Genomic DNA, 23,519 nt, shown 5'->3' with positions numbered 1-23,519 from the left:
ATTATTAATTGACATATATCGTAGTAATTTAATTATCTGACGTTTGGTGATAATTAGTGATTAATGTATCAAAAACTTCATTTTAAATACGCCCTGTTATATCTTTAAATAAGATTTAATTTAAGCGTTTTTTATAAAAAATAATAGTTAATATGAACCAACTCCCAATTATTATTGAGAGTGTAAAGGATGTTAAACTATTGAGACATCAAGTCCACTAGTTGTACCTTTAACAATAATTTCATCAAACGTCTTATCATTAAGAATTGCATGCAATATTTCATGAGAAATCTTCGGAAGCAATGTATTTTCTATGGTTGTTTGTACCACACGCGCACCACTGCCAGACTCATTGCTATTGTCTACAATATCATTAATTAGTTCCTCATCAAAAAACAGGTCAGCGTTATAGTGCTTACGAATACGAGTCGTAATTTTATCCAACTTTAATTTTGTTATTTCTATCAATACTTTTCTTGATAGAGGCAAATAAGGTAATACGTTCACACGCCCTAAAAATGCAGGTTTAAAGTCGACCAACAAATCATCGCGTAAAGCATCTTTTAGTGCTGACGGCTCAGGAGATAAATCAGGATCAGAATACAAAGACATCGTCGTTTCGGTCCCTGTGTTCGCGGTCATAATAATAATAGTGTTTTTAAAGTCTATATCTCGACCTTCACCGTCTTTAATTGAGCCTTTATCAAACACCTGATAAAAAATATCTTGAACACCAGGGTGCGCTTTTTCCATTTCATCGAGGAGAATTACACTATAAGGTTTACGTCTAACAGCTTCAGTCAGTACACCTCCTTCTCCATAACCGACATAACCAGGAGGAGAACCTAATAGCAATGAGACTTTATGCTCTTCCTTAAATTCCGACATATTGATAGTCGTGACATTTTCTTCACTACCATAGACTTTCTCTGCAATCGCCAAAGCCGATTCGGTTTTACCCACTCCGCTTGGTCCGGTTAGGAGAAATACACCATTTGGTCGTGTCTCATCCGTGAGCTGCGCACTCGCGGTTTTTATCACTTCAGACATGAGCTCTAAAGCGTGATCCTGCCCGACAACTCGCTTACACAAACTTTCTTTCAAACCCAATACTGCTTGGATTTCATCATCCTGAAGTTTACCTAGCGGTATACCGGTCCAATCCGAAATAACTTCTGCGATTAGCGCTTCATTTACATGCGAAAAAACTAAGGGCTGTGAGTTAGCGGAAAGGTTATTTTCAAGCTCTTGTAACTTGTCTCTAGCAGTTTCAGAACCCTCCTGGATTATTTGGGTTCTAAGTGACTTAGCTTCATTTACCCATTCTTTTTCTTTTTCCCAAAGTACTTCTAATTCAATAATGTCATTAGATAGCGCATCAATCTCTTTTCGGACACCTTGCAGCTGCACATCAAGAGATGCTCCTAGCCGACTCTCTTGGCTAAGATGCTCATACTCAGCTTGCTTTGCTTTAAGTTTGTTTCTTTTCGCATCTAGGCCTCCCGGTGTAGATGACTGACTTAACGCAACTCGAGAACAGGCCGTATCCAAAACAGAAACCGCTTTATCTGGCAGTTGACGACCATTAATGTATCGAGCTGACAGTTGGACCGCTGCATTGAGAGCTTGGTTAGTGATATGAACATCGTGGTGTTGTGCCATTACATCAAGTAAGCCTCGTAACATTTCGATCGCGAGTTCAGGGGCAGGCTCATCAACCTTTACGACTTGAAAACGCCTAGTTAAAGCTGCATCTTTTTCAAAATACTTTTTATACTCTGCCCACGTTGTTGCTGCGATCGTTCTGAGTTCACCTCTCGCTAATGCTGGCTTCAGAATATTCGCCGCATCACCTTGGCCCGCTTGCCCACCACCGCCAATTAGGCCATGAGCTTCATCAATGAACAATATAATAGGCTGTGGAGCGTCGTTTACTTCCTTAACAAGGTTCTTAAGCCTGTTTTCAAACTCACCTTTCATGCCTGCGCCGGCTTGCAGTAACGCCAAATCCAGAGACTTAATTGCCACATTTTGCAGAGCGGGAGGTACATCGCCATCAATGATCTTTTGCGCCAAACCTTCAACAACGGCTGTTTTTCCAACACCAGCTTCTCCCGTAAGAATCGGGTTGTTTTGTCGGCGTCTTAATAAAATATCGATCATTAGGCGAATTTCATTATCTCTACCAATCACCGGATCTATTTTACCTTCCCTAGCTTGCTCAGTAAGGTCTGTTGTAAATTGATTCAAGGCGGAATTCGCGTTTGACTGCGCTAAGTCATTCGATCTTGATTGAGGCGCATTACTTTCTTTAAAGTTCAATAAGCGAGATGGTTCTATCTTGTTTAGTTCAGGACTAATCGAACCAGCCATGTTGACTAACGTATCATCAGACAAGTAGGCAAATAAAAGATGGATGCACCCCAACTGTTCTTGATTGAATTCAATGGTTGCAGACAACAAGGCATTTTGCATAACAGTCACCGTATGAGCTGATAGCCCAGGCACCGACTGGCATCCTGTTTTGTATTTTTCTAATGCCTTTTGAATATCGGTTTCAACCTTGATTTTATCGACATCAAATTCGTCAAAAACTTCAGAGTAAATATCGTCAGGATGGCGGATAATCATCATTAACCAGTGAGACATTTCAATACTGTGATGAGTTCGGGAGCTTGCCATCGCAGCTGCCTGTTCAAGTGTTTCCTTAGCCTGAGGAGACAATCTTTCGACCAACGCTGAAAGTGAGAGTGAAGCCATTACATTTCCTTTAAATAGTAATTGTTATAGTTCGATCTTTTGTACGTTCGTGTTTTTTAAGCACAGAACCAATACCTAACTGCCCCTGCTGTTTCGATAAACAAGCTTGTGGTAGCAAACTATGTTTGGTGGTGAGCTGCCACTTCAGTTGTTTATGTTTTCCAATCAACTCATAAGCAGCGTTCTTAATGATTTCTATATTGGGTTGGTTAGGAAGCAATTTACTAACTAGCTGTTTATCTTTTGGCAGAAATTCTATTGTTGTCCCCGCGTTGATATTCCATGCTTTCGGACCCAAAGAAGCTCCTAAACCAAGTTGAGCAAACTGCCCTTCAGGCATAGTTCGGGATGCAAGGCGTGTTTGCTCTTCTTTCGTAAGGTGTAACCATTGTCCTTGAAATTCATGAACTTTTACTTGGCATCCAGATAAACATTCAAGAATACTTTTTAGTCCACCTTTACTTCTCATTGGTGAAGCAAACACACCACCATAGTGCAGGGACAGTGAACTCCCTTCCCCAGTTAATGCCGATTTACAGCTTTCTAACGGCGAACGCGCGCCCTGCGCATGCGCACGAGATTGAACTGTCAGCTGACTCAGTTGCCAACATCGATAATAAAGAGATAATAAGCGATGATTGAAAATATCGTAGAAGTCCACCATAGCCGTATCGCCTTCTTTTTGGCGATGTAAAGCTAATTCACTATAGTGCTGGGGAAGCACACCTTGCTCACCCGTTAGGCCTATTAAATTGGTCTCAATCTCTAACTTGCTGTCATCTATATTTTTCAGTTCACAAAGCTGAGCATTTTCAAAACCTAATGATGGATTAACCTTTAAGTTTAGCTTTTCATGCTTCGGTAACGCATCTGTTCCTATTTGCGCCTCTGCTTGCAGAACTTCGTGTTCAATAAGATGAATCGCTTCAAACAATGGATGTTGCTTTAATTCTCGATAAAATTGTTCCGCGCTCATAGCAACACCTTATCGCCAGTTAATGCGGGCCATAGGTGGAAAAACTTTCCCGTGGACTTAAGTCTTATTTCTAACTGCGTAAAAATGTTAATTTCAGCATATTGCGAGAAGTAAACAGATAAAACACTACCTAAGAGAAAGATCTGCTCTTTAGGTAAAATTTGATCAGAAACCGTCAAAATAACTTTTATACCGTGCGCAAATCCAACTTTGCCTTTCTGACTAATTCTTCCTGTAGTAGGCTCAAACTCTAACTTAGTTAAAGCATCGATTACCGCTTTCGTTTCTGCTGTCCCAGAAAATGCATAGAGATTAAGGGTCTGCTTCAAAGTTGCTAAACCATCTTCCTCGGTAAAATGGTTTAAAGTTAAAAGCTTAGTTAACTGCCATCGTGTGCTTTCATCCATTTCTGGCCGAATAGTTTCTGATAAAGAAACTAAACAACGAACAGATTCGAAATTGTCATTTACCTCCGGTAAAGATACTTGCGGCAGCCCACCTCCAAATGGAAGTTTCTGCGCTAAGTTGCGGTTACAGCACTCAGCTTCCACGTACATTAACCAGTTTTCCCGGCTATCCGGGCTGAACAATTGATGTTTTTTATCAACAAAAGAAATGTAAGTTTCTCTACCTGGCTCATCATACCCACCAGCCCAGTTCTTATCCTCACGTCTCATCAACCAATAAATCTCACTAGTGTTCGTATAATGCGTGTGCTCACCAGCGTGATAACATGGCAAATTGTGGTACGTTTTGTTCCAGTTTCTCAACGTTACGTCAGAAATTGAGACAACCTCATTACTTTCAGCTTCTTGGTATTGTGGAGACAAGTGGTAATCGTATTCAGTTGGTAGAATACGCTTAGGCTCCATAATACTTTTAAATAAGTTGATCACAGGCACACAGCCTACCATTAAGCTTTCTTCGTCCACTTGCTTTGGAAGCCAGTCATCGTTGGTATCAAAGTAAAAATACAGTTCGACTTGCTCTCTAAGATCTAGCTCTGATAATCCAAGTTCGGTGATATCAAAGAACATAAACTTCTCAGGAAAGTGTAAATACTCAACAAGTAATCTTGCTCCTGAAAAGCTTCTTTTACTGTATGGCACAACTTTCTCATCTTCTGAAAATCCCACTTCAGAAAGATGTCTTTTGGTTAAAGGACGAACTTCTTTGCCATCCACAACAACAGATAAACCAATTAGGTTTTGAAACAGCATTTGGTAGAGCTTAAAAGTCAATTGAGATTGACCGTTTAAATAGAAGCGCAGCCGTTCTACCCCCATTTCACCAAGAGGAGTCTCTTCATCTTGAGCCGTGAGCTGTACTTTCAAAACTGAATGAGCATTGCTTTCCCATCGTGAGCCAACTGGCTTGAAAGGCGCATTTTTAAAAACGCCAGAGGTCACATCAACAGGATACATTCTGACCGGATAACAAGTTCTAAACTCGCACTCATGATATCCAGGAGCACCGATAACAACTCGCTCGCCTTCTTCTACATCAAAATAAGAGGAAGTGGAGTTAGAACAGCTCATTTTAATGACTGACATTGACGGGATTGGGGCGTGAAAATCAGGATATAACTGTCCCATCAAAGACTCTGTAAATTGAGGGTAACTATTGTCTAAGCTTTGTCTAATCCTTGCTGTTAGGAATGCGCAGCCTTCTAACAATCTTTCTACGTGTGGATCGTCAACCTGTTCCTCACTAATACGAAGTCTCGCGGCAATCTTGGGATACTGCTCACCAAACTCTTGCCCTTTGTGACGCAAATAAGCTAACTCGCGATTATAGTACTTGAGAAACTCTTCACTCATTTTGCTCTACTCAGTTTCATACCTAAATTTACCGGCTCTACTTCAGAATTGAATCGCACTTCATGAATACTGTTATCAATTAAGCAAGTGGCATTTATCTGTAACCTCAATACCCTATCAATAGCGTTTTTCTCGTCCGAAATCTGGACATGAGGGTTCCTTAACCTCGGCTCAAACTCTTTAATTGCATCATGAACGATGTCGCAAAGCTGATTCTGCCCTTCTTGGCTGCTATAGGGCATTGAGGAAAAATCTGGCAGCCCATAATTCAATATTGAATAACGAACCTCTAGAAGATCATCAGGAATGTTTTTCCATCCAATACGACTATTCAGCATCGACTCTAGATCTCTAAGTAAGCTGCTCAACATCTGTTGCTGGCTTGCAGGGAAGTCTTTCTCATCTCGAGTGAGAGGATCACTATCTATCAATTTGTCGAGCAGAGAAACGGTTAACGACATGATATTTCTACGCTATTTGTTTCTGTTCTAATAATGTAGTCAAATCACAGATTGGAAGCGCTGAGTCACCGACTAACCAACATTTTTGACCCAAGCCAACAAAAGATTCTTGCTCACCAATCTGCTTCCAATCCGTTTCTCGACCTAACTTTTGCGCATCGGTCTCTGAGTCAACATATGTCAACGGCATATGGCCTTCGCCTTCACCAAGTCCATCGATATCAAACTCGACAGGTCGCCAAATACTCTCTAACAAAGAAGTAGGTGCTTTAACTTCTAGCGTATGGATGCTCGATATGGGTACAAGAAAATAGTTACCTGCTGTAGAAAACAGTTCAATGTAACCACCTAAACGATCATCAATATCTCTAGCATCTTCGTAGTTTGTGCCGTTTACGTTAAACCCTTTAATAGTACGATGCTCTTCAATGCGATGCGATAGACGTGACGCTTCTTCGTACTCTTGATTTCCGAGAGCAAGATTAAATCGAACAAGCTCTTTAGTTAATTCCTCATCACCTAATACTTTGGCACTAGCCGCACCATTGATAAAATCCTTTCTAGCTTGAGCTGCTTTCACTAAATGTCGTAGCTGACTTGCACCAGGCAGATACTCAGGAAACAATTTAATCGATTGCATGAGCTGAGCGTCCGCACGCTCGAAGTCCCCATCAATGCAAAGAAGCTCAATGAAGGAACTTCTCAAGCTCGCATCTTTAGGGGTTGCTTTAATTTCATCAATTAATTGCTCTAGAGCGTGTTGCAATAGGCCTTGGGACAAAGCATTTTTCCATTGAGTCATTGTTATTTCCTTACACCATGTGCTCTGGTGATAATTCGGTAATTAATTTAATGCTAGATACCATTTGATCGAGTTGAAAATGCGGTCGCAAATGGATAACTGAGTAATAATGTCCAGGAGTTTCTCTTTTCTCTCGAACTGTAATTTTCGCTTCATTTAGGGGGTATTTAGCTCGAAGCTCATCAGACGCTTCATCTGATGCGGTAGTGTACTGATGTAACCAGCGTTGAAAGTCACGCTCTAGGCTTTCTGCGTCTTGATACCCACCAATTTTGTCACGCCCCATAACCTTGAGATAATGTGCGACTCGCGATACACACAATGTGTATTGCAACATCGATGTCAGTTTTGCATTCGTTGAAATATGCTTTTCTGCGTATTGTTTGGGCTTGTAGAGAGATACATTCGAGGTCATCCCCACCATATCGGTCTCAGGTATTGGAGAAATAGAAATAAAACCGCACTCAGACAATTCTTGTTCTTTTCTCTCAGAGATTTTCAAGTTTAACGGACATCTTTCACGATCATTCTTGCCATTAACACGCATCTTGCTCCTTGTAGGAGCGACGATAATACCCTGACTGTAATCGCCTTGTTTAATCCCTCGCATATGCGTGAACCAACCATGTTCCTGAAATGCTCTAATTGATACGGCAGCAAAACAGTACGCACTACTCCCCCATAGCAAATCTCGGTTGGAGTCGTAGATGTGTTCTTGAAAATTGAATTTATCATTCCGCGAGCCATCACTTTTGTATGGCTGACGGAACAAGACGTTAGGTGCAGTCAAACCAATAAATTTAGCGTCATCGTTGTCTCTCAAACTACGCCACTTTGCATAATCTTCCTGTTCAAATTGGGCCGCTATATCTCTTATCGCAGAGAGTTGAGCGAAACTATCAACACCAAACATCTCTGGCGATGCAGACATGATAAATGGGCTGAATGCTGCAGCTGCAGACTGAGAGATCTTACTCAACACAGACAGATCTCTATCAAAATAATTTTTACTAGGATCACAGCGAAGCTGATAATCTCCAACCACCACACCAAAGGGTTCTCCCCCTGCCATCCCATATTCATTTTGATAGAGCAACTTAAATAGTGCTGATTGGTCAAACTCGATGGCTTTTAAAGCATCTTTACTGATTTCATTCCATGTCGCCGTTAAAACCTTAACTTTTACAGAATCCGATGAACGAGAATCAACCTGTTCACATAAATACCTAACTCCAACCCACCCCCTTTCGAGCTGTTGAAACTCAGGATGATGTAATATTTCATTTAGTTGAGATTCTAATAGCTCATCAATGCGGTTAATTGTGTTCATCACACTATGACGAAAGCTGTCCAAATCTCTTGAACGTGTACCTTCTAGCCAAATTCGAGCTGACGATACAAGATCAGAAGATTCATTGAATCGAGTCAACCACGGGCTATCAAGTTCAGCGTAGCCTCCGGTACTGAACTCATGTTTTAGCTTGCTAGGGTCGCGAAAGTTAAGTGACACTGCTAATTCCATCTAGAACATAAAGATTGGTCATGGCTGGCCTTTCGACCAGCCAATTCGTTTCTTATCCACCTGACTGAGGGATCTTGGCCACAAGTCGCAAAGATGTCGTCAGTTCTTCCATTTGCAACCAAGGTTTCAGCCATGCTACGGCATTGTAAGAACCAGGTGCGCCAGGAATTTCCTTAACCTGAACACGAGCGTCTGCTAGAGGGTATTTCGCTCTGATCTCTTGACCACCGCCTTCAGAAGCATTGACGTAACCTAGGATCCAGCGGTTCAGCCAAGACTCAACGTCTTCTGCTTCCATAAAGCTACCAATTTTATCTCGAGCCATTACTTTCAAATAATGCGCAAAACGAGATGTTGCCATCATATAAGGTAGGCGGGCAGAAATGGCCGCATTTGCCGTTGCTTCAGGGGATTCATGGTTCGCTGGTTTTTGACAGGTTTGCGCACCAAAGAACACTGCATAGTTGGTGTTTTTGTAGTGACAAAGCGGTAAGAAACCAAGCTTACCAAGCTCCGCCTCACGTCTGTCGGTAATACCAATCTCTGTTGGGCACTTCATATCAGGGTCGCCATCATCACTCATGAAGAAATGCGTTGGCAAGTTATCCACTCGACCGCCGCCTTCTGCACCACGGATGGCAGTACAAAATCCATATTTTGAAAATGCGTCGGTTAACTTAACACCAAGAACATACGAAGAGTTCATCCAACAGTAGTCGTTATGTTCAGCGTTAACAGCAATACCTGAAACAGGATCTACTTCGAACTCTTCAAACCCAAACTCTTCGACTGGAGCGGTAGCTTGTCCGTATGGCAAACGAGCAAGGACTTTTGGCATCGTCAGACTAACGAAGCGCGAATCGGCACTCTCGCGGAACGAACGCCATTGGGCGTATTCTAGTGATTCAAATACCTTATCTAGGTCGCGTGGTTTTGACAACTCAGTCCACTCATCAAAGCCGAATAGTGCTGGTGAAGCTGCGGACAAGAATGGAGAGAAGCCAGAAGCCGCTACATTTGACATTAGGCGTAACGACTCAATATCTTCTGGGTGGTTGGTAAACTCATAGTCTCCAATCAATGCACCATACGGTTCACCACCAGCACTACCAAACTCAGACTCGTAAACCTTTTTAAAGATCTGGCTTTGATCAAACTCAACAGCTTTGCTCAAGTCTTTATGTAGCTCTTTCTTGGTCATGCTCATCATGCGAACTTTCAGAGTAGAGCTAGTCTCTGAATTCATCACTAGATAATTTAAGCCGCGCCAAGAACCTTCGAGTTTCTGTAATTCTGGGTGATGCATTACTTCAGACAACTGATCAGAAATCTGCCTATCGAGCAAATTAATCGCTTCACGAAAAGTTACTGTTAGGTTTTTGTTCCAAGTAACTGTCCCTTTCATTGCTTCTTCAGCGAGCGTTTTAATCAGCTCCTCAGCACGAGAAGCTTCGGTCTGCTTAGTCGCACCAATAGCTTGATCTAAGAATGAAGTTGTCTGTTCATTAACTGTTGGATCTAACTGTTTTTCAGCTTCAGTCGTCATTATTCCGCTCCTTCAGTACTGTCTGACTTCGCTTTCTTGTCAAGATCTAACTCGCCTGCAAGTCTTGCCAGATTGTCCGTATTGTTCAAAACATCCTCTAGGATATTTTCAAGCTCTTCTGAGCGGTCAACTTTTGTCATCAAATCACGCAGTTTATTACGCGTTTCCATCAATTGGCGTAGTGGATCAACTTGATTTACGATCGCAGCAGGCTCAAAGTCTTGCATTGATTTAAAGTTTAAATCGACCTCAAACTGTGAATCGTCATTCGCAAGCTTATTCGCAACTTTAAACTTCACCGATGGATTCATTTTTTTGAGTACATCGTCAAAGTTATCTCGATCGATCTGAATAAAACGGCGGTCTTTTAATGGCTTCAACGCTTCTGTGTTTTGACCAGCGAAGTCACCCATTACACCTACAACAAAAGGCAGTTCTTTCTTAAGAGTCGTACCTTCAGTTTCAACATCATAGGTAATGTGGACACGAGGCTTCCGTACTCGTGATAGTTTCGAGTGGATACTCGTCATACCATTCTCCCTTTATTAATTTTCATTTTGTTCTGCTATGCCAACCAAACGGAAGTAGCTTTTCTTTGCATCCCCGTCGGAGATAAGTTCCGCCAGTAACTCCGGCAGAGGCATCCCACACCAACGAATAATCTGTTCGATGGAGTAAGAAACTGGTGAGTGAGGTTCACTCTCTCGGAAGAAATCAGCTACTTGCTGCAATTGTCTAATTGCCTGCTCTCGTGATTTCATGTTTGTCGCTAATAATGCATCACAACTTTGTGAACTTAACGGTTGTTCAGAAGAAGATTCATCAAGATCCTCTAGCTCTTCAAACACGGCTTGTGGTTGATTGAAACGATCTCCTAGAAGGTGCTTTAATGCCGAGTGTATTGATTCAAGTCTTTTTGATATATAAGAGCTAGGAGTCACATCACCGACCACTTCGTCTAATCGCTGACTGAATTCATTAAATGATTCTGTAGCGAACTCCAAATCCGTGATTAATTCTTGATAAAACGTATCAGAAGTCGACTTAACGGTAGTTATAATTTCAGATAACTCAACAGCCCCAAGCTCGACTCGATTTCGGCGCTTATCTTCGTCTAAGCGCTCAAGCTCTATAGCTTGCTGATATTCCCAATAGGCATAAGCTTGCTCCACGCCTAAGTCAGTCAATGGTATACAAGCAATTGGAAAAATAAGTGTTCCTTCACTATCGATACCATTGAGGCCAATAATCGCCGATATTCTTGTCTCAATACCATCTTCATCAGGCATTGGGTACAGATCATCCCAAAAGTTCTCAATTAAACTGGTTGCGAGTTTGTAGCCAACGCCCATACCACGAAAACCATACAATCGAGTTAGGGCTTCTATAAGCCAGGCAACAAATTCCAAATCTTTAGACTGATTCGTGAGTATTTCTGGGACATCTTCAATAAATACTCGCCATAAATTACTGTGGGTATAGATACTTTCTTCTTCTATAAGAGCATTACGTTCAGCGTTGCGGGCGGCCATACGCTGATCTTTCAACCGATAGTAAGCAGACTGTGGTGATACATCCTCTCTAGGATCAACACCTGTAGGATTTTCTTGAGATATAGGAGCCAACGCTTGTTCATACCAATCAAACATTTCATTACTCATAAGCTCTCCCTCTTAGAAAGACAGGTATTGTCGCGTCTTCTCTAGTTACTGTTTCGCACTCCGTTTGCGCTTGGCGAACTTTGATCAAAGCACAAGTTACGTTATCACTTGCACCCCGAACCAAAGCCGAATGCATGAGCGCTAATCCAGCTTGGTTGACTGAGTCTGCATACAATGTCCGATGAATTTCATCACTCGTAAGTTCCTTAGAGAGTCCATCGCTACAGAGTAGAAACTGATCGCCGTCAGCCAACTGCCCTGAAACTTGATCAATAGTGACACTTTCGTCGACCCCAACAGCTCTGGTAATAACATTTGCAAGAGGGTGAGATTCGGCATCTTCAAATGCCAATAAGCCCTGATCCACTAAGTCCATGACTTGACTATGATCACGTGTTTTTTGGACAAAATTACCACTTCTAAGCTGGTAAATTCGGCTATCCCCCACCCAAAGGCAGTGGTAATACCCATCCTGAATAAACAACAAAACAAGTGTTGTTCCCATCGTTTTACCGTCTAAGTGATTTTGTGCGTATTGGTAAATTTCTAAGTTCGCTTCTTGAACCACTCTTCGGATATCATCGATATTAGTATTGGAGACATCCTGCATGTGGCGCGCGACTCTATCCACTAGCATCTGGCTTGCTATATCGCCAGCACTGTGTCCACCCATTCCATCGGCAACCACCCAAATATGCTGTTCTGTCATATCCAACAGAGCATCCTCGTTATAAGGGCGTACTTTTCCTGCGTGCGATTTAGCAAAGGTAAAATAGTTCCAATTCATTCTTCTATCCTACCAATTCCACTTTTTCCAACCGCCATCAAGCATGGCTGAAAACTGACCAATTGAAGGAAATCCACTCGTAATGAACATGCATGGTTCAACCTTCGTTGAACCTTCAGTCCACCAAAAACATGGTTTACTCAATTTTTCTTTAATGAGGTAATTCAAAAGCGTGTTTTGATCAGTATTGCCGTGATCATGAAAAACTGTAGATATTTGGCTTTGATAAAGAAACTCCAGAGGCGTCACTTCACTCGTTACATTCGCAACGAGGTCATTTTTTTCTTGAGTACTCTTATGCCAAACATCAAAGACAAAGTCGTCCTCAAGTACTGAAAGAGCAAGAGCGGCACTGTCCTCGGTCCAAGCTCTGTCACCCCAATATTGCGCAGCTTCACCTTTTACGGCACGAGCTATAGTAAAGAAAAAGTATCTACCGCATGCATCAACACTAGGAATCATGCTACCAATGTACGTTGAGTCTTCTAAATAGCTAATATCCAAAGCAAAGTGCCACACAGGAGCCGTTAAAAAGTGCTCATTCCAGCTTTCACCCAGTTGTTCCCTGCTGACTGCAATAACCGCCTGTTGCCAATCATGCCAACGCTCCGAGAAATCTTGTGATAAACCATCTTTCACAAAGTCCCCTTTTGCAGGCATTTTACCGATATAACCCCAGCCTGATGTTATAAGGTTCGTGGACATCTGAACCTCTCCATTTCATTTGACCAAAACGGATTAATGGCACTAGAAGGAATAAGCTCTAGCTGCACCTTATTTCCCTTTAAATCAATCATAACTATATTGTCTTTACGCGATTCTGGCCTTGCTTTAAGTGATTGATCCAAAAGCTTGAATATGCCCCACTCACCTTCATAGGTATGCGCAATTTCGCGTTTAGATTCAGGTGGTGTGAACACAATTCGAGCCTGATCTTGACCGGCAGGCCAACTCAACGATTTAGCTCTTGCTGGTCCATGCTTATAAACCAAATCTTGTCCACCCAACTCTAAGACAAATCGAGTAATGTGCTGGTCTAGATAAACAGGCTTCATCCCAAACTCTACGCGTAATGAATTATCAGATTCAAAGAAAGACTGCCTGATACGTTGCGCTCTTTGAAAGACCATTAGTGTTTCTGGACGAACTCCAATTTCCTTTTCTAATCGCCAACGACTTTTCGAAGTATCCACAAACGGTTCGAGGTATTCTTGGAAGAATGCGTCAAGCGTACCTCCATAACCAAAGAATCGCTTAAAGTCTTTCAATCTAACTTCTCTGCTCGCGTTGGGCTCGAATGGATATCTGCCAGCAATAGTCCGCTGATAAGGGCGTACCACTTGTGTTACCCAAAGTTGATTTAGATGATCCTTCGAACCGCTCTCCGCAAACTTAACCGACTCTTGAGAAAGCTCACCTAGCCATTGATTAAATGGTCTCGGCAAAAGTTCTTTAGCACGAGCAAAAGAAGCTGCTACATCTTGTGTAACGGTTCCATCTAAAATACTTTTGTAGGCAATTTTCTGATTGTTACCAGAGCTTGATAAGTCACTTAAATACGAACGCAAGTTAACCATTGCTTGTTGAATATCATCAAAGTCTTGCTCACCAAGGCGTAAGATCTCTGAAAAATGCGATTCGACTTCTTTACCTGGCAGAGCAACATTGAAACCGTTTTCTTCAGGTAAATACATGTCTAGTCTATCTGCCGTATTTGAAAACTTAACTTTGGCAACTTTACCAGCAACTTCAGAAGTGGCTTTTTGATTTTCTGACAATGATACTTTTGATAGAGCAACCTCTTTTTGGATTGCTCTCAACAAAGATTCGATTGGTCTTTCAACTCCAGATAAAACCCTCGCTTGCTCTGTCGCAAGTTCTAGGCTCGGAGCCTGCTTCAACTGAATATCTTCGATCAACGTTTTCCATTCATTAACATAATCTTGATAGTATCGAGACTGAACGCCTTGGATGGCACTATCTTGATCAATTTCATGAGCCTTAAGATCGTCACCATAAACCCAGTTCTCTTCCATTAGGCTTTTTACTGTACGGTTGATCTGAATCTGAAAAATGCTATGAAAACCATTGTACGTGTAGAAACCCGAAATGCCTTGTGATAGCGGTTTTCCACTAGCTCGCTCGAACTGCTCAAGCCCTTTAGGTCCCAATACATCAGTCAAGCGAAATGAAGGTACATGACTCTTAGAAAATTGTATTTTCATTCGCTGATAAGCACGTTCAGGTAGAGACATTTGAGTCAACACTTCTCGAGCACTCGTCACGGCAGCAGTGTTGTAAGTAAAGCCTTGTCCATCGTTGCCTAATAAATATTGAGTGTGCTGTAGCAAACGTCTTCTTAAGTCTGCGTTTAGCTCACCCGGATATTGACGTTCGAAATAAAAGTTAAACCAAGCCAACACTTCATCTTGTTGATATTTGTCTGGATTGAATAACATCAAATACGTTTTTAACGTTTCGTACAAATACTCACGATGCTGTTGATTGCTCTCCATTTCTGACACCAGGCTATCAAGAAGCAAAGGGGCGTAATATTGGGTCAAAGCATCAGAATATGCATTGTTTGCCGCCTGAGATACTTTGTCTCCTTGATAGAGACCAAACCTCTTTACAGAGTCGGCATCACCGTAGTTGCTTTGCTTTCCGAGAGGAAGCGCCATCAACCTATCTAATGTTTCTACAGCTGAAACAATATCCGCTTCAAAATCTAAACTTTGAGCGCCAATCATTGCATCAATATGGCTAGCTTGTTCATTGGTGTCGACAATTAATTGTGAGTTCCACTTATAACTCATAAACCAAAGCGCAGAAGCTCCTAGCAGTAGCGTTGTACATCCAATGTAAACACCTCGACGCATCCAACCTGACTGCTTTTGATAGTGACGATTAACTGTTCCTAACAGTTGCTCTTTGAAAATAACCTTGTCAAAAAGATTCTTTACGAAATAACTATGGGAACCAGTCTGACTCTTTGCTAGAGCTAAACGATTTAACCCAAGTCCATTGGTTGATTCATTCATCAGCTTATCGACTGGTAAGCCTTCTTGAACCGAACTCAACATAAACACACCACGAATCAAGGCAGGCTCTTCAAAACTGTTTTGTGCAAAAATTTCAGCTAAAAACTCGTCAAGATTAGCTTGTAGCACTCTTAATTGCTTTGGAAATTCAAAGATAAGCGCGCGTTTATCTAAATCGTCCTCAGTTTCAAGTATTCTAAGCATACGGGCATCAAGACGCTCCAACATGCCATGAAACTCTTTGTTGAATAGAGAAATAACGCCTCTTTCATCATCCACTTCACGAGGGAACATGAAACCAAATAATTCCTCTCGCTCTTCCTTACTTAAATCGGCAAAGAACTCATTGAAACCGGCAACTAAATCCATTTTGGTGAGCAATACGTAAATCGGAAACTGCATGCCTAACTGGTTTTTCAGTTCTTGAAGTCTCGACTTAATTGCTCGAGCATGAAGACTTCGCTCGGTTCGAGTCTGAGACATCACGCTGGCTAAGCTTATCGTAACAATCGCACCATTAATTGGTCTTTGCGTTCTATACTTTTTCAACAATCCTAAGAAACCATGCCACGCTTTAGAGTCGACCTTTTCTTGACTGTCTTGTGTCGTATACCGGCCAGCCGTATCTATAAGAACTGCTTTATTTGCAAACCACCAATCACAGTGGCGAGTGCCGCCTACACCGGCAATAGAGTCAGAGCCAAGGCTGTCTCCTAATGGAAACTCTAACCCCGACTGCTTTAATACGGTTGTTTTCCCCGTTCCAGGAGGGCCAATCAACACATACCACGGTAAGTCATACAAGCTTCTCTTGCCTTTGTGTGTTTTTGTCACTACTTTGACAGCTTGCTCAATACGCTCGCGCATTAAGTCAATTTCACTTGCAGCTTCTTTATCTGATTGGCTATCAACCTCAAGCAACGTTTGAATACTTTCGTCTTCTTTCACCTTTTGCTTATGCTGCTTGGTAACGTTAAATATCGCCCAAAGCAACACCAACACTAGAATAGTGACTAGCCGTTGAAAGTCACTCTTTAGGGGCTCATATCCCGCTATCGCAATAAGTGGACCAACAACCCAAATGAAAATAGAACAAGCAGCGACACCGATAAGACCGAGAAACCATCTTTGAGTAAATATTCTGCCAATTTCTTTAATACGCATCTCTATCTACCTATTATTAATTCGCGACAAGAAGGTCGATTTCAATCCGGCGGTTAATAGCTCGGTTTTCATCACTACTGTTTTCAACTAATGGTCTTGCATCCCCCAACCCCTCGGGTATCACTCGCCCTTCTAATGCACTATTCGAGATCAGTTGTTCAGACATAGCAGTGGCTCGAGCTAATGATAGGTGCCAGTTCGAGGGATATTTACTCGTGAAAATAGGCCTATCGTCGGTGTGACCGGTAACAATGATCTTGCCTTGGGTCGACTCCAATGTTCTCGCAAGCTTAGAAATAACGGGTTGGATGTAAGCGACAACATCAGCACTACCTGATTCAAATAGATCTTGAGACTTTAACGAAATTCTTACCCTGTCTTGCAGCGGCTCAACATTGATTAGCCCCTTACCGATCTCAGTTGCTAGATACATTGAAATCTTTTCTGCAATTGGCGCTGATTTTGATTCTGACGTTGCATCTTGGTTAAGTTGTTGCGGTTGAATCAAATTGACTAATTGAGAAAAGGTACGATTGGATGCCTTATTTAGCTCATAGCTAAAATACATATATACGCAGACCAATAATGCCGCCGTTACAGAACATACAACCCAAAGAGGGGCTCTATCAGAAGCCTTTGAGCCATTCAAAATGTGTTGGTCGATACTATTACTTAGCTCCTGAGGGACTCCTCTCCCATAAGACTTAAGAGTAGCAATAACCTGTCTTCTCAATTTACGGTGCGATTCCAGTCCATTTTTTTCTAAACGGTATTGACCCAGAAACCCGAGAGATAAGCACACATACATTAGTTCAAGCAAATCTAAGTTCGCATCTGGTTTCGCCATGCACTTATCAAGATGCTTAAAGAACGCTTCCCCACCTTGACTGCTAGCATAGAAGGAGCTGAGTAATGAATCGTGACTCCAGAATGAATGCCCACCCCAATTGGTGTTAAGGACAACTTCATCTAGTGAACAGCATAAACAATAACGAGCTGTATCAATGGTATCCAAATCAACGTCATGCTGACGTAATCGGTTCTCATAATCTCTAAGCTTTTGTGCCAATGTCTCTTTTAGAAACAACGGATCGGAATGAGTCGCTGTCGACCGAATTTGACCGATAATAGATAACAGGCCATTCGCCTCTGCTAGTAGAGAGTTATTCCCATAAGCGACCACTGAATCATTGTTCACCAATTCAGGGCTTTTTGAGATAACTACGGTATTATCCACAGACTTTTCTGATTGTGGTTTCGATGCGGGTGCTCTTCCACCCGGTGTTGGTTTTACTATCGTTTGTTCCATACAGAGCGCGCCTATTGATTAATACTCCAAAGCTCAAGTTCAGCATTCGGAAAATGCCCTGATAGGTGAAGCGCAATACCGCCACTATCTTTTAGCCTCATCCAAAATGGCCCTTTCTTGACAACTTCGAAATAGACATAGCCCGTTTGGTAAGGAATCTGTCTCGGGACGACAATCAACGGCACTACGTTTATACCGTTGATCTGATTATTAATTAGATCGCGAATCTGTTCTGCCGGGCCAAACTTGAGTTGCGCTGGGACCAGGCGTCTTATTTCATCTGTTGTGGTATCTGCTTTAATTGCTAGCACAAATTGGCATGACTCAAGCAAGCGTTTATCTGGAAGCGGCGTCACTTGAATACCGTATTGGCGAGGCTCCAACGGAAGTTTGGTCGCAGTTTGGTCAAGAACAACACTGAGGTACTGACTGAGTATCTGATTCAACTCGCTATAAACACTTGATACATCTAAGTGGTCATACGCAAGCAAACTTGGGAGTCTTTTAGTTTTATTAGAAAAAGTGGCTAACTCACCAATGTAACCTTTAAGTGTCGTCGCTAATTCCAGTGGATGTAACCTATCTAACTCACTGAAATGCTTTAACTTCGCCTCATATCGGTTCAACATTTGGAGCATGATGAAATCAACAGCAGATGCCGATGCAGATTTGCCCTTAATCAAGCGCTGCGCAATAACGTCAGCACGCATCTTTGTCATCGCGATAACGTTACGTAGATAAGCTGACATGACTTTATCGCTCAGGAGATTGATAAGCGGAGGAACGTACTCATCGTCTAGTATAACTTCCCCTTCAGGAGTTACCTCTTTGATCCTTAAGATAGGTAACTCCACATAACCCGCTAATTTGTCATTACTCGCTTTCAACTCAAGGTTGAGGGCTGCAACTTGGATGGTTTCTTCATCTTGTCCTGTAAGGTTATCTATCACGTCGATATCTTGAAGTACATAACGAGAGACGATCGATTCGCTTACATCCGAAACGTTTTTACCTGTAACACTTGAAAGAGGGAGAGTTATTTTTACTAACGTATTTTCAGTGTTTTTATCAATAAGTAGAGGCGAAACTGAATCGTTGGATATTAACGTATTAACCAACGTCATATCTGGCAAAACAGCTTCAAGATGCTCTAGTTCAATAAGACCATCTTTTAGCGCGTGTTTTTTTACTCGACATTTCCAAACTCCCCAATTGTAAACCCCACCTAACTGATGTAAGCCCTTGAATTCTTGAGAGGTTGCGCGTTCTTGTTGTTGGAAGTGCTGGGGACGTAAAAACATTCCTTCGCACCAAGCCGTCTTGGAGTATTGCGTCATTTATAATTAGCCAACTAAACGTTATTTAACGACCAAAGACAGATCTTCTAACAATACTTGATATGTGTTGTAACCGGTCTTATCCACTTTAATGACTTGTCGCCAATTTGAGTTTTCAATATCTCGAAACGCTACGACAATGCCTAAATATTCTGTCTTTGGAGACATACTTGCTTGATATGTTTCTTTCTGACCTGGAGTTAATGAAACTTCATATTTATTCACTAAATCAGGTCCTAAGACTTTTTCACTTTCTTCATAAATAGAAAAAAAGTCCTGGCTTTCGAAAATGGTATTTGACGTTAATTCAAATACATACACCACTACAGGAGAAGGCCTGCCGTTTGAATCAGGATTAATGTTATGACTTGCTGCTATTTCTAAATCTGAGTATGGATCAACAACTAGGTTCGCTGCTGAGCACCCAAATAAAGCCATTGAAATTAATAACAAAATATATTGGTAAAACTTTTTCATCACCCTAATTCCTAGCCTTTGTTTTTTAATGCTAATTCATAGTGCTTAGCGAAGTCTTCTAAATAGAACGGAGACTCTTTATTGATAATATCATCGGATAGCTTTTCATGAATATCCTCAAACCTCTTCCAACTTTGAGCATATTTTCTAGCTGGAATAACCTTATTAATAACCGTGTCTTTCGCTAAAGCATCTGAGTATATAGAAGTAGGTTCAACAAGTGACATAACACTTGAAACCGTACCTTCAACACCTTTCATTAAGGCTTGCTCATGACTTTCGATGTCATTAAATGCTTCTTTAATGGCTGCATTTGGCTTTAAGAAGCTAGCAGTTTGACGGTTATATAAGTTATGAATCGCATCTTCTAAGTTTGCAGAAAACTTTAAAGGGTTATTTTCTGACTTACGAAATGCGGTATGACTAAGTCGATTTGTTTGTTTAAACACTGCTCTGTTATGCAGTGTTTCCATTAAACCAACTAGCATCAAAGAAAATGACTCCCCCAGTTGTTCAAACCATTCCTCTCGGTTATCGCTGGGAATCATCATTGGATCTATACCCACCCCTCTAACAAAAGCCGCAAGTTCACCCCCATTGGTATCAAAGTTGGGAGTCGATAGGTGTTCTGATTGTCGGTTAACCTTCGGTAAAGTTTCAGATACGATGCTCTGTTTTTCGGGCTTTGGGATATCAATAAAATCATCGACTAAACCAATATCTAGCTGAAAGTCAGAAGGAACACTTTCGTTTAAGAGTTCACTAGCACTAAGGCCTAGGTCAACAAATTCTGCTTCCGATGGACTTGAGACTACTTCAGGGGGTGCGCTAGAAAGACTTTTACTTGTCTCAAGACTGAATACATCTGTATCTGTTTGAATAGAAACTGAAATTTGATAATCCCCTAAGCTAACCATATCGTCATCGCTTAGTGCTATTTCATTTCCTTGACCCACAGGAGTTACAGCATTATTTACAAAAGTACCATTAGTTGAGAGGTCTTTTATCAAGTATTTGTCACCAAACTTAATCAGTTCTCCGTGGGTTCCGGATACCACTCTTTCAGGATCTGGTAGTGTCCAATCACATTGTTCAGACCTACCAAATGTAACCTTGGCATGTTCATCACTTGATTCAAACACGAACTCACTCTCAATCTCTGGAGTAAATTTGTGAAAACTTGTTATGGTTAAAACCAACTTCATGTAAACCTCGCCAAAGACCTGCTAGATATTATTTTTAATTTTATTATTAACTGCTTTCTTATTAACAGTAAGATTAATAAAAATCTTAATAATGCCATTGAAAATCATGCACGGAATAATGAATCATTTTTTTATCAAAGCAATCACGTATTGTTCAACAATTTTAATTATCCAACCAAGTTCAAATTTTTGACACTTAGACTTTCATCAATAAAAAAACGAATGTTAGTTTGGCCGAGAAATTCTAACATAATGACTTTTCATTGAGCAGAAAGGTATATATTCCCCCATCATTTATACGGAGTTCTTGTGATGGAAGACAGTAATAAAAACAATTCTATAAATAACGAAGAAAGCGGAGATAAAACTAAAATTGTAAAGACTCAAAAACGAGACAATGCAATTAAATCAACCAAACTCACTAATAATGAAACCTCCGTTAAAAATAAAAATGAAACAAATACAAAACTGTCTCAAAAAGAAAACACTCCGTTAGTTAATAAGAAAAAAAACAATAAAGATGACTCATTAAATAATAACAAAGATGTTATTAACGAAAGCTTAATAGGAACGACCGTTAAAAATCGGTATGAAATTGAGTCGGTTATTGGGCATGGTGGGCTTTGCGATGTTTACTTAGCTAAAGATAAGATTCTTGAATCTTCAGGTTCAGAAACACCCTACGTTGCGTTAAAAATATTACAGAAAGAGTTTGCTTCTCAACCAGAGACTGCACGCATGTTAATACGTGAAGCTCAACAAACTCAAAGGTTAAGCCACCCTAATATCATTAGGGTTTTTGATTTTGGTGTTGATGGCGAAATATACTTTTTAGTTATGGAGTATATTAACGGAGAAACATTAGAGAGTTTAATACAGCGTTCTAGGCCCCATGGGCTGAAGTTTAATGCAACTTTATCAATCCTAAATCAGGTACTCGATGCACTCTCATATGCTCACTCTCTTGGTGTAGTGCACGCCGACCTAAAGCCCGCTAATGTGATTTTAACGTCTGAGGGTAACGTTAAGCTGCTTGATTTTGGTGTATCTAAAACTCATCAATTAAAGCAGGATCAATATGCGGCTAAACGTAAATCCGAAAATGTTGAAACGCTTGGTTATACTCCCAACTATGCATCACTCAACCTGTTATCCGGTAAGGAACCGAACTTAAGCGACGATATGTTTGCTCTATTTTGTATTGCTTACGAGTTATTGAGTTGCAAACACCCTTACGCAAGAACTCCAGTTAATGAAGCTCTCAAACAGAAGATCAAGGTCTCTAAACCAACTAACATGCCCGCATCTAAGTGGCCAATATTTTCAAGCGTATTTTCAACTGGCATCATTCCGAACGAGCTGACCCCTGAGCAGTTGAAACGCAAATTGAATATGCGCTATTGGCCTATCGCTAGCGGCGCGGCAGCGAGTATATTATTAGTTAGCGGCATTGTATTTGGTTATCAGCAGCAACAAGAAACCATCGCCACTTTGGAAACCGTTATTAGCAAGCAAAATGATCAAATTGCCGGACAAGAGTGGCAGCTTGATACGCCAGCAGAAAAAAGTTTGGCACTGATTGATAGTGAAAAAAGCTTACATCCAGTCGTTAAGGCTGGCTTATTACGCTTACACAAGACCTATATTCTCAGCGAGTTTGAATCTGAAATTGATCAGGTTTTGAATTCTGATGCCAACAACTACCCGAATTATGATGAAATTGAGTCCATACTTGATAAAGCAAAAACCTACTACCCTGACTCACATAAAATAGAAGTTCTTGCCTTAGATATTCAGTCAAGCAAGCACTCCACGTTACTTTCGATAGCAAGGCAAATCAACAGTCAACTTGAAAAGTCTCGGTACAGTAAAGAAGACGGCAGTAAATCCATCTATGAGCTCAAGGATGAGTTAAATCAGATTCATCAAGGTTATCCTTTCACGCCAAGTTCGTTATCTAGCGATGTTTTCGGTCAGCACCTCACTGAAGCACTCAAAAAGAAAGACGCAGCTGCACTTGTTGCTCTTATTAAGGTTGGGAACACCTTCTTTTCAAACGTAGAAGAGCATCAAGAGAACTTACAGATAAGTAATGCGATGAAAGATGCAGTGCTGGAAATGAAATTATATGAGACAGCGCTAGATTCCAACAGCCCTCTACCGTTTCCAGAAGATGCCGCTAGAATCCTGTTCCAAGAAGAGTTTGAAAACTTTTATTCTCGCCTAGAAAAGGCAAGGACGACAACTCATCTCGATAACTTGGTGAAGGATGTGGATCTGTTCTCGAAAAACTTTCCTATTGGTTTTCAGGATGTTAACGATTTAAGATTCAAAACTGCTGATAAATACTTACGCTTCTCCGATATATTGCTTAATAAGCGAAGGACTTCAAGCGCAAGACGCGCTATGAAGAAAGCCAACGAGCTTATGAAGCAAATAGAACAGGACTCTAAGCAAGGCTAGTAATACAAAAGGGACGCGAGTCCCTTTTTTGCCGTAGATTACTTGCCAATATGCAACTAGATTGCTAATTTATACTTGTACTTAATGAGGAGAGTTAGCCTTGACTGAAGGAATAGTCAAAGTTGGCGAACGTCTGGCGTCCGTATGTAATGATAGCCTTAAACTAGGACTGCAAGACACTTACCGAC

Annotated in this window: 17 protein-coding genes; 1 reads left to right on the top strand and 16 read right to left on the bottom strand. The window is 41.2% G+C overall.

The window, feature by feature from the left end:
* Positions 1-192: 192 nt before the first annotated feature.
* Genes tssH through tagH form a run of 16 tightly spaced genes read right to left on the bottom strand, consistent with a single transcriptional unit; the run spans position 193 to position 20,868 of the window.
* Entirely contained in the window at positions 193-2,760 is a 2,568-nt protein-coding gene (gene tssH, locus MTF70_RS15375) for a type VI secretion system ATPase TssH (protein WP_017820212.1), read from the bottom strand.
* A gap of 10 nt (positions 2,761-2,770) precedes the next feature.
* A complete protein-coding gene (tssG, locus tag MTF70_RS15370) occupies positions 2,771-3,736 on the bottom strand; it encodes a type VI secretion system baseplate subunit TssG (RefSeq protein WP_025767714.1) in 966 nt (321 codons plus the stop codon).
* Entirely contained in the window at positions 3,733-5,556 is a 1,824-nt protein-coding gene (tssF, locus tag MTF70_RS15365; protein ID WP_025767713.1) for a type VI secretion system baseplate subunit TssF, read from the bottom strand. The genes tssG and tssF overlap by 4 nt, the downstream gene beginning before the upstream one ends.
* Entirely contained in the window at positions 5,553-6,017 is a 465-nt protein-coding gene (gene tssE / locus MTF70_RS15360; protein WP_017635621.1) for a type VI secretion system baseplate subunit TssE, read from the bottom strand. Before tssE ends, tssF begins: the two co-directional genes overlap by 4 nt.
* Before the next feature lie 7 nt (positions 6,018-6,024).
* Positions 6,025-6,819 (bottom strand): type VI secretion system accessory protein TagJ, encoded by a 795-nt coding sequence (locus MTF70_RS15355; protein WP_017635622.1) that lies wholly within the window; start codon positions 6,817-6,819, stop codon positions 6,025-6,027.
* A 10-nt stretch (positions 6,820-6,829) separates the two neighbouring features.
* Positions 6,830-8,341, bottom strand: a complete 1,512-nt coding sequence (tssC, locus tag MTF70_RS15350) for a type VI secretion system contractile sheath large subunit (protein WP_025767712.1) — start codon at positions 8,339-8,341, stop codon at positions 6,830-6,832.
* A gap of 52 nt (positions 8,342-8,393) precedes the next feature.
* Positions 8,394-9,887 carry a type VI secretion system contractile sheath large subunit gene (gene tssC / locus MTF70_RS15345; RefSeq protein WP_005375950.1) on the bottom strand — a complete coding sequence of 498 codons (1,494 nt, stop codon included), beginning with the start codon at positions 9,885-9,887 and terminating at the stop codon, positions 8,394-8,396.
* Positions 9,887-10,417 (bottom strand): type VI secretion system contractile sheath small subunit, encoded by a 531-nt coding sequence (gene tssB, locus MTF70_RS15340; RefSeq protein ID WP_005387524.1) that lies wholly within the window; start codon positions 10,415-10,417, stop codon positions 9,887-9,889. The genes tssC (MTF70_RS15345) and tssB overlap by 1 nt, the downstream gene beginning before the upstream one ends.
* 15 nt (positions 10,418-10,432) lie before the next feature.
* Positions 10,433-11,548, bottom strand: a complete 1,116-nt coding sequence (gene tssA, locus MTF70_RS15335) for a type VI secretion system protein TssA (protein WP_025767711.1) — start codon at positions 11,546-11,548, stop codon at positions 10,433-10,435.
* Positions 11,541-12,335, bottom strand: a complete 795-nt coding sequence (locus MTF70_RS15330) for a protein phosphatase 2C domain-containing protein (protein WP_005375947.1) — start codon at positions 12,333-12,335, stop codon at positions 11,541-11,543. The genes tssA and MTF70_RS15330 overlap by 8 nt, the downstream gene beginning before the upstream one ends.
* A 9-nt stretch (positions 12,336-12,344) precedes the next feature.
* Entirely contained in the window at positions 12,345-13,040 is a 696-nt protein-coding gene (gene tagF, locus MTF70_RS15325) for a type VI secretion system-associated protein TagF (protein ID WP_025767710.1), read from the bottom strand.
* Positions 13,022-16,540 carry a type VI secretion system membrane subunit TssM gene (gene tssM, locus MTF70_RS15320; RefSeq protein ID WP_248394076.1) on the bottom strand — a complete coding sequence of 1,173 codons (3,519 nt, stop codon included), beginning with the start codon at positions 16,538-16,540 and terminating at the stop codon, positions 13,022-13,024. Before tssM ends, tagF begins: the two co-directional genes overlap by 19 nt.
* 16 nt (positions 16,541-16,556) lie before the next feature.
* Positions 16,557-17,849 carry a type VI secretion system protein TssL, long form gene (tssL, locus tag MTF70_RS15315; RefSeq protein ID WP_205460989.1) on the bottom strand — a complete coding sequence of 431 codons (1,293 nt, stop codon included), beginning with the start codon at positions 17,847-17,849 and terminating at the stop codon, positions 16,557-16,559.
* Between the two features lie 11 nt (positions 17,850-17,860).
* A complete protein-coding gene (gene tssK / locus MTF70_RS15310; RefSeq protein WP_205460988.1) occupies positions 17,861-19,186 on the bottom strand; it encodes a type VI secretion system baseplate subunit TssK in 1,326 nt (441 codons plus the stop codon).
* A gap of 21 nt (positions 19,187-19,207) precedes the next feature.
* Complete coding sequence (gene tssJ / locus MTF70_RS15305) at positions 19,208-19,663, bottom strand: type VI secretion system lipoprotein TssJ (RefSeq protein WP_017820223.1); 456 nt, start codon at positions 19,661-19,663, stop codon at positions 19,208-19,210.
* Positions 19,664-19,674: 11 nt separating this feature from the next.
* Complete coding sequence (gene tagH, locus MTF70_RS15300; protein ID WP_205460987.1) at positions 19,675-20,868, bottom strand: type VI secretion system-associated FHA domain protein TagH; 1,194 nt, start codon at positions 20,866-20,868, stop codon at positions 19,675-19,677.
* 312 nt (positions 20,869-21,180) lie between these two features.
* Between tagH and MTF70_RS15295 the strand changes: the two genes are divergently transcribed.
* Positions 21,181-23,331 (top strand): serine/threonine-protein kinase, encoded by a 2,151-nt coding sequence (locus tag MTF70_RS15295; protein WP_042521013.1) that lies wholly within the window; start codon positions 21,181-21,183, stop codon positions 23,329-23,331.
* Positions 23,332-23,519: the final 188 nt, after the last annotated feature.

The organism is Vibrio sp. 2CM40D, from assembly GCF_023161825.1.
In the GTDB taxonomy this organism is placed as follows: domain Bacteria; phylum Pseudomonadota; class Gammaproteobacteria; order Enterobacterales; family Vibrionaceae; genus Vibrio; species Vibrio alginolyticus.
This window is presented reverse-complemented; position numbering and strand designations above follow the sequence as displayed.